The 7,680-nt window shown below is 60.1% G+C and carries 6 protein-coding genes and 2 pseudogenes; all 8 read right to left on the reverse strand.

Annotated features, from left to right (window positions below):
* Positions 1-128: 128 nt before the first annotated feature.
* On the reverse strand, positions 129-362 hold the full coding sequence (locus tag EI28_RS11115) for a hypothetical protein (protein ID WP_048114878.1): 234 nt from the start codon (positions 360-362) through the stop codon (positions 129-131).
* 116 nt (positions 363-478) lie between these two features.
* Positions 479-691: pseudogene (locus tag EI28_RS11120) on the reverse strand (ribose 1,5-bisphosphate isomerase); the annotation flags it as partial.
* 162 nt (positions 692-853) lie between these two features.
* Positions 854-1,921: an ABC transporter permease gene (locus EI28_RS11125; RefSeq protein WP_155937379.1), complete on the reverse strand. Its 1,068-nt coding sequence runs from the start codon at positions 1,919-1,921 to the stop codon at positions 854-856.
* A gap of 7 nt (positions 1,922-1,928) precedes the next feature.
* A complete protein-coding gene (locus EI28_RS11130) occupies positions 1,929-2,945 on the reverse strand; it encodes a YcdB/YcdC domain-containing protein (protein ID WP_048114883.1) in 1,017 nt (338 codons plus the stop codon).
* 107 nt (positions 2,946-3,052) lie between these two features.
* Positions 3,053-3,655: a hypothetical protein gene (locus tag EI28_RS11135; protein WP_048114885.1), complete on the reverse strand. Its 603-nt coding sequence runs from the start codon at positions 3,653-3,655 to the stop codon at positions 3,053-3,055.
* Between the two features lie 340 nt (positions 3,656-3,995).
* Positions 3,996-5,060: an ABC transporter permease gene (locus tag EI28_RS11140; protein WP_048114887.1), complete on the reverse strand. Its 1,065-nt coding sequence runs from the start codon at positions 5,058-5,060 to the stop codon at positions 3,996-3,998.
* 817 nt (positions 5,061-5,877) lie between these two features.
* Positions 5,878-6,660: pseudogene (locus EI28_RS14995) on the reverse strand (M28 family metallopeptidase); the annotation flags it as partial.
* Positions 6,661-6,672: 12 nt separating this feature from the next.
* Positions 6,673-7,137 (reverse strand): hypothetical protein, encoded by a 465-nt coding sequence (locus tag EI28_RS11150; RefSeq protein WP_048114889.1) that lies wholly within the window; start codon positions 7,135-7,137, stop codon positions 6,673-6,675.
* Between the last annotated feature and the right edge of the window lie 543 nt (positions 7,138-7,680).

Genomic DNA, 7,680 nt, shown 5'->3' on the forward strand with positions numbered 1-7,680 from the left:
TTTGAGATACTTTTCCGGGTTGGTCTCGCCGGCGAGCGATGCAATTTCTTCGCCTATCTTGACTGCTACGGGGCGTGGAATGCTCCTGAGATCATGACGGGCCGCTGCTGTGATGACCACACGGTAGGTCATTCCTCCTTCAGCTCCGCCATGACCTCCTCTAAGGTGTAGACTCTTCCGGCCCTGAGATCCTCAAGCGATTCCTCGATTCTCTGGATCGTCTCTTCGCTGAGCGGCTCTTCGTCGATTGCCATCTCGGCCAGGCGCTCGATCACCTCGTTGTATGACTCCCGGGGATGGACTTTCAGGGCGTTGAGCCGACCCTTGAGTTCGACGTCGATCTTGATGGTGGTGCTCGTCATACTGGAGTATACTCAGGTTTACCTGATGAAGGTTTGCATGGATGTGTCGGGTGTGTTGTGTGGTTTCCTGCGGAGGTGTTCAGGGTATCGGAGATCGTTGCCAGGGGATGGCCCCTTCACCGCAACTCCTCGATCTTCCACCCGAGATAATCCCTTATCACCGTGAACGCCAGCCCCGGCGGGATCGCCCCCTGCTCGGTGACGATCAGGTCGACGTACTCCGCAGGCGTCACGTCGAAGGCCGGGTTTCGGACCCGGACGAAGGGAAGTTCCTCCGCCACCTCCGCCGGGAGCACCTCGTAGGGGTCCCGCTCCTCGATTGAGGCTTTGTTGTTTCTCTTAATACCTTTTCTGTGCCAATCATCAAATCGACCGGGCACTCGAAGGCCCCGGATCGGGAATATGATCAGTTCTGCAGATACTCCGTCACTTGCCCAGAATGCCGGCGGCAGGCGGGGCGGGCGCATTCCGGGCGGTCCCACCTCCCGCCGTCACCGTATATCCATCCGCATGAAACGGGTATATGCCGCTCCGAAGAAGATCGCCGGAAGCGCAAGCATCGCGACGATCGGCTGCCAGATGAGAGCGATCAGGGAGGGGAGATCAGGGAGCGGGTCTTCCCCGGGGTGGGGCGTCCTCAAGGCGAAGGGGTCTGGATTGATCCACATCGAGAACCGTGGAGCGGTGATCGCTATCGAGAGTTCCACGTAATTCCATCTCGGTGAGAGGAGGTGGACGAAACCTCCGATACGCTCCCTATGTTCGAGGTAGGCCTGCTCCTCCTCCCGGTACTGCAGCCACTCCTCCTCGGTGGGATGCGGGTCGCTCATAAGATCCACCTCCTCCGGAGGCGTTCTGGCAACCGCATTGATGAGAATGCCGTCGAATATCGGTAGGACGGAGGAGAAGACGAAGATCGCGACCAGCGACCAGACAAGAGCGCTCCCGCTGTCGGCAACGACCGCCGAGGCGAGGAGAGCGACCGAGAAGAACGTGAAGAGATAGACCAGAGAAACGAGCCAGAAGACCAGGATCGCGCCGAATTCGGCAGGCGAGGGAACGATTGCAAAGAGCAGGAGGAGCGCGAGCGCGATGAGAACCGCAATGCTCATTGCCAGTGTCAGGGCGGCGAACCCGCCGAGCGCCTTGCCGGTGATCACCTCGTCGCGGAAAACCGGACGGGAAAGGAGGGTTTTGAGCGAGCCCGACCAGCGTTCCCGCGTGATCAGGTCGAACCCGATCGCGATCGCAAGCAGCGGGCCGTAACTCGCGACCATCGAGGAGAGGTTGAGGAAGACTACGAGGAGGGAGGGCTTCTCCGGCATCCAGCCGGGATAACCCAGGAATTTCTGCGCCGGCGCGGTACCGTCGGAGTATGCAGCGAGTTTCTCGCTGTAATTCTCGACGCCTTCGTAGAGAGAGACGGAGCAGAGGATCAGGAAGAGGAGAAGGACAAGGGTGAACCGCCGGCTCGCGAGGTGGTCGGCAAACTCTTTCCCCGCCACGAGGCGCATGCGGCTCAAACCGGATACCCGGTCTGTCTTTCTGTCGTCTTCCACGAATCCGTTACCTCCCCGGGTTGTAAGACGCAGAGAGTACCTCTCCCGAATGGGCGTCTATCCATATCCGGGCCGTTCGCGGCGGGTCCTGCGACCGGTACCATTCATCGTCGAACTCGATGCGCCAGGCAAGAGGCACCGCGACCGGTTCCTGCGACCAGCGTTGCTGTGCAGTCCGTTGCTGTGCGGTCAGGTCGTACCACCGCAGCTCCGTCGACCCGATGACGATCTCGCCGGGATCCGTGCCGTAGGTATCGTGAAGGTACGTCGGAACCCGTTCATGTACCGCGTCTTCCGGGATCGAAGGTTCCGGATCGGCCATGGTGTCGTTGTTTGATACATCCCAGAATTTGGAGTAAGAGACGACGCGCCCGTTAATCGAATCGACATCAAGGATGATCTTGTCGTACCAGCAGAGGACACCGTCGATCGAGCGCTGATACACGAAATGGTACGGGCCGTTTCGCAAACCCAGCGGTGTATCTGCCGTAGAGAGTACGGCGACGACCTTCACGACGTCCGAACTCTCGTTTCGCTCCCGGAGATACGTACCGGCGATCTCCTCCGCTGCATCGATCGTGATTGCGGGATCGACAGGCCGGTAATAGTCACGAGCATCCTGGAAGGACGTCATCTCCCCGTCGACAGCATCGATCGATACCAAGATCTCGCCTTCCGGGTCGGGGTCGTCTTCCGCTTTCACCCGGAACCGCCAGACGTCGCCGTAAGTCTGCGCGTCGTACGGCTCTGCGGCCACTCGTTCGATCCGGATCCCGGGGATTTCCCGCTCCAGTGCGGCCACGGCGAGAGGACGCGCTTCCTCCTCGCCGATCAGGCCGTCCGACGGCGGTTGGGCCTGTGTCGCCCCGGGTGACGCCGTCGCCTCCGGCGACGTCGGTGCAGCCGGTCCGTTTCTACCGGCATCCATCCCGACACACCCCGCCGATGCCACCGCACAGGCCAGGAGGAGGACCGCCGCGAGTGTGTAACCGATTTTGTTGATAGTTATGTTACTATGTTTCATCTGTTGCTCCCTCCTAATGAGAGATCTTTACTGTATCCACAGGCATAGAGGAGATAAAAGGGAGAGTGAACTCGCCCTCCCCTTACCGGCCGGCAATTCGTTCATCTTCACGGATACGTTACCCACCCGGTCCATTCCTGATCTTCCACGTTCGATGGGAGGGCGTAACCCCACGCGTAAACCCTGTAGTCGTCATCCTCTGGATAGGCAACCATGTTCGTCGCTTCGACGTATGTCGCGTTACGAACGCTGCGTGAGGTCGATCCCGCCGTCTGGTCGGCACCGTTCCTCAAAAACGCCTCCACATAGAGGTAACTAGGATCATCATCGCCGTAGAACTGGGCATTTCCACCAAACTCAATGAACGGGTAATCTTTCGATATCACAGCATGGACTACCACCGATGGCGCGGCTCGCGCGTGTGTACTCTCCAGATCGGTGGCTGACCATGGCATTTTCCTCTGGTACACATCCGCCTTTTCATCGTCGGACATGTCGGTGAGGAACTCGGGATGCACCTTTTCGAGATACTCTCCAATGGTGATATCCGTCCCCCACAGTTCGTCGATCAGGCTCAGTGTGGCTTCGTCGGTCGTGATGACCTCCATGGACTCATAGGACTGTGCACTCGCCGCTGGCACGAAGAGCGTGCCAGCGATTAACAGCGCCGCAAACAGGGCGCCGATTCCGGAAAGGAATTTTGGTTTCATGATTTCAAACCTCCGTTCATGTGTGTCCCGTGAGGCCACAGAGCCGCAATGAATATCCCTGGTGGCGACCAACAGCCCTATTGCCCTCCGGGCACGCTGTGGGAACCGGGACACGACGCCAATCGAGGGCACCGGCCTCCGCGGGATACCGCAGGCGGTATCATCGATTGAGGCTTTGTTGTTTCTCTTAATACCTTTTCTGTGCCAATCATCGACACGTCCGGGTACTCGAAGGCTCCGAACAGGGAATATGACCCGTTCTGCAGATACTCCGTCACTCGCCCCGGATGCCGGCGACAGGCGGAGCGGGCGCATTCCGGGCGGGTTGACCGCCCGGCCGTCACCGGATGTCCATCTGCATGAAACGGGTGTATGCGGCGACGAAGAAGACCGCCGGGAAGACGATCAACCCCGTGATACCTGCCCAGACACTGCCAAGGGGTTCCAGGAATGATTCCTCTCCCGGCGCAGAGATGAAATCGGTCAGGTCCTGGTAACTCTTCTGCGGCGAGAGGAGCGTGACAACGTTGGTGATGAGTCTCTTCTTCGCGGTATACGCCGCCAGATCCTCCTGGTAGTCTCTCAGCGCTTCACTCCATACAGAAGCCTGCTGCCCGGAATCGTCACGTTGGACGAACGATTCACCAGCAGAGGTGGAGACATACATCTCCACGGGGATAACTTCGGGTTGCTCGGGACGTTGCGGCGGCGGGCCTGCGACGAGCCCTCCAACCATCGCCCCGAGCACCGGGAGGAGCGACGAAACAACGAAAAAGATCACCAGAGTGAAGACCAACGCGTTCCCGCTCTCCTGTGTGACCGTCGAGAACGCGAGAGCAACGGTAAACCAGGCGACCAGGAAGAGAAGTGAGACTACCCCGAAGAGCAGAATGCTAACAGCCTCGGCTGCCGTTGGGACGATCGAGAGGATGAGGAGAAGGCCGGTGATGGCGGCAAGGGCAAGCCCCACGACGACTCCCAGGGTGGCGGCGCCCCCGAGCGCCTTGCCGACGATGACTTCGTCGCGGTAGACCGGGTGCGCAAGGAGGGTTTTGAGCGACCGGGACTCCTTCTCGCGGGTGACCAGATCAAACCCGGCCGCGATCGCGAGCAGTGCTCCGAGCGTCACTGTGGTGCCGGCCATGGAATCGAAGATGAGCAGAACCGAGGGCCGCTCAGGCATCTCAAGCCACCAGGCCCCAAGGTTCTGCAGATCCCGGTACTCGTCAACCGCCTGCAGCGCGTCGTTGTACGAGGTCAGCGCATAGTCGTAGCGCTCGAGCCCCTGACCTGTGCCGACCATGGCAATGATAAGATACAGGACAAAGATCAGGAGAAACCGCCGGCTCGTAAAGAGGTCGGTGAACTCTTTTTGGGCCACGGTTAAGACTCGTTCTGCTGTCATAGATTATCTCTGTCTTATATGGTTGATCATCGCCTCCGTGAGCCGACGCTCCGCGAGAAGAGGTACCCGACGACGAGGAGCGAGGCGGCGACGGCGCACGCAACCGGGGCCAGGGGGAGCGCGTCCTCGCGGATCGCCACTTCCTGCACAAAACTGTCCTTGATGTAGTAAGCCTGGGGACCGTCATGCATGCGTTCGACGATATACGTGGTCTCGTCGTACCCGACCACGGTCCCGGCGGCGGCCGCAACCACCTCATATCGGTGGCTGCCCGGGGCGTGGACGACGACATGCCCCTCCTCAAGCCCGGCAATCCGGATGCGTCCACGTAGCCGTCGATGCGGGTCCCGGTCTCTTCCGCTCCCGGACGGTCGTAGGAGAGAGCAACAAACGGCGTGCCGTAGTGCTGCATGCCATACTTCTTGAGATCTTCTTCAGTCCGCTTCCAGGGGATGCTGATGCCCCCGGGCTGATGGCCGGACCCCGGAGCGTCGCGGTCGGTATCCGGGACATCGGCCTTCAGGTCCAGAGCGCCCCGGTTCCCGGCTGCACCGTAGGCGACGATCCGGACGGTATGCGGGCCCGGCGGGAGAGTGACCTGCCCGGACTCAAAAGTACCGAAGTCAGTCCCGTCGATGATGAGTTGTGTGATCGAAGGTTCGGAAATGGTGTACCGGATCGTCCCGTCCTCCTCGACCGACCCCTCCACCATCGGGGGGGTCGCATCGCCCGCGGAGGCAAGGGTCCGGACCATGCCGGTCACCGCTTCAGTGCAGGACGTCGCCAGCGAGAGGTTCAGGGCCTCAGGCGTGTCGTCCGGGGTATGCCGCAAAGTGTAGCCGCTGTTGTCGCTTATCAGGACGGCGGGGACATGGCGCTCCCAGAAACGCCAGTGGTCGCCTCCAAGACCCGATCCGATCTGAGGGTTGATCGTCGGGGATTCGGGGACGGTGTCAAGTATCCAGCGGTATTGGGGGAGGGTCTCGACGTAGAGTTCGTCGCCGCGTGCCACGCAGTCGAGGTTGACGGCCGCGACGATTTCCCCGGCAAGGTCTGCGTGGCGTTCCAGCCAGTCGGCACTCCCCCAAAGTCCGATCTCCTCGCCGGAGAAGGCGATGAAGTAGACCGACCGGTTCAGGGGCTCCGTCTGGAGCGCCCGTGCAACCTCTAACATCACGGCTACCCCGGCGGCGTTATCGTCTGCTCCGGGACAGTTGGGGTCGGGGACGTCGTAGTGCGCGCATACGACGACAGCCCCCTGCCCAAAACCCTCCTTGATACCGACGACGTTCCAGGTCGTGGCCGATCCTGTGTCCGTTTCGACGGTAAACGGCTCTTCATGCACGGCATATCCATATTTCTTAAGCCTGCCGGCGATATAATCGGCGACCACCCTGTCGTCTAGACCGGGAACCCGCTGGTAACTGGTGAGCGTCCCGATTGTCTCATCTAGCGAACTCATTTCTCCGGCACAGGCCGGCAGGGGGACCACCGTGGCGATGAGGAACAGGGCCGCGAGGATCGGGAAGATAGGTATTCCTGCGATAGATCCCGAGCGGGAGAATCCAAAAAATTGGAAAAATGAGGGAGATGTCAGCATCGCGGGTTATCCTTACGACAGGATGAGATCTCCACGCGACGAGGCACCCTCGGAGCCTTCACTGCACATGATGTCCCAGTGGTACGTACCGGGGCTGTCAGGCGTGAAGTGTACCGACAACGTTCCCTCCCAGTCGTTGTTGACGAGCGGGATGTCCGTAATGGACTTTGTAGCCACGGCACCGTCCGGTCCTTCCAGCCGGAACTGGGCTGTTTGCCCGATTACTTCGTTAACATCCTTGTATTCGCACTGCACGGCGATCTGGTAGGTTACCCCCGGTGTATAGGAGGCGATGTACGTACCCGCTGATGCGGTGCAGTCGATGCCTCCGGTTTCGTCGATCAGGAGTGAGCCCCCGGGAACGGTCACGGCACGCATCAGCCCGTTCTCTGCGCTGACCGGCGCTACTGCCATGCAGATCAGGAGCAGACCGACGAGAGCGGCGGCACATGGTCCAAACATTTTCTTCTGTGTCATGGTTTTTCACCTCGTTCACGCGTGTCCCGGAGAGGCCACGGAACCGCAACGGCTATCCCCAATGTAAGCCAACAGCCCTATTGCCCTCCGGGCACGCTGTGGGAGTCCGGGTACAGTCCCCACGACCGCGCCGGACCCCCGCGGGATACCGCAGGCGGTATCGCCGATCGAGACATCGGCGTTGCTTCCCTTAACGTTTCTGTGCTCACTCTCGAATTGTCGTTAATGTTTCCGCTCACTGGGTCCTCCCGATCTACAGCGGGAGCCTCGATCCGTGACTGATATGGACTGTTTCCAGTGGGAATCGACCCTGTTCTCACCTGGCGGGTACAGAGGTTTGTTTTAGACCGGAACTTGCATACCCTCTCCCTGATGCTGAAATCCGATGATGTCATTGGCCTGCTTGTGGAGTGGCCCTGTGATGCGATGGATATGCGCGCGCACCTGCCCGCCGCACGCACATACTGAGTGAGATCATTCTTCACAGTCCCCGGATATCCATCTGCGTGAACCTTGTATACGTGATAGCAAAGAAGACGACTG

This window comes from Methanoculleus sp. MH98A (genome assembly GCF_000691865.1).
Lineage (GTDB): Archaea > Halobacteriota > Methanomicrobia > Methanomicrobiales > Methanoculleaceae > Methanoculleus.

Excerpts from the sequence above, each read along its gene's own strand:
- EI28_RS11115 (WP_048114878.1), bottom strand. The coding sequence starts at position 362 with ATGACGAGCACCACCATCAAGATCGACGTCGAACTCAAGGGTCGGCTC.
- EI28_RS11130 (WP_048114883.1), bottom strand. The coding sequence starts at position 2,945 with ATGAAACATAGTAACATAACTATCAACAAAATCGGTTACACACTCGCG.
- EI28_RS11135 (WP_048114885.1), bottom strand. The coding sequence starts at position 3,655 with ATGAAACCAAAATTCCTTTCCGGAATCGGCGCCCTGTTTGCGGCGCTG.
- EI28_RS11140 (WP_048114887.1), bottom strand. The coding sequence starts at position 5,060 with ATGACAGCAGAACGAGTCTTAACCGTGGCCCAAAAAGAGTTCACCGAC.
- EI28_RS11150 (WP_048114889.1), bottom strand. The coding sequence starts at position 7,137 with ATGACACAGAAGAAAATGTTTGGACCATGTGCCGCCGCTCTCGTCGGT.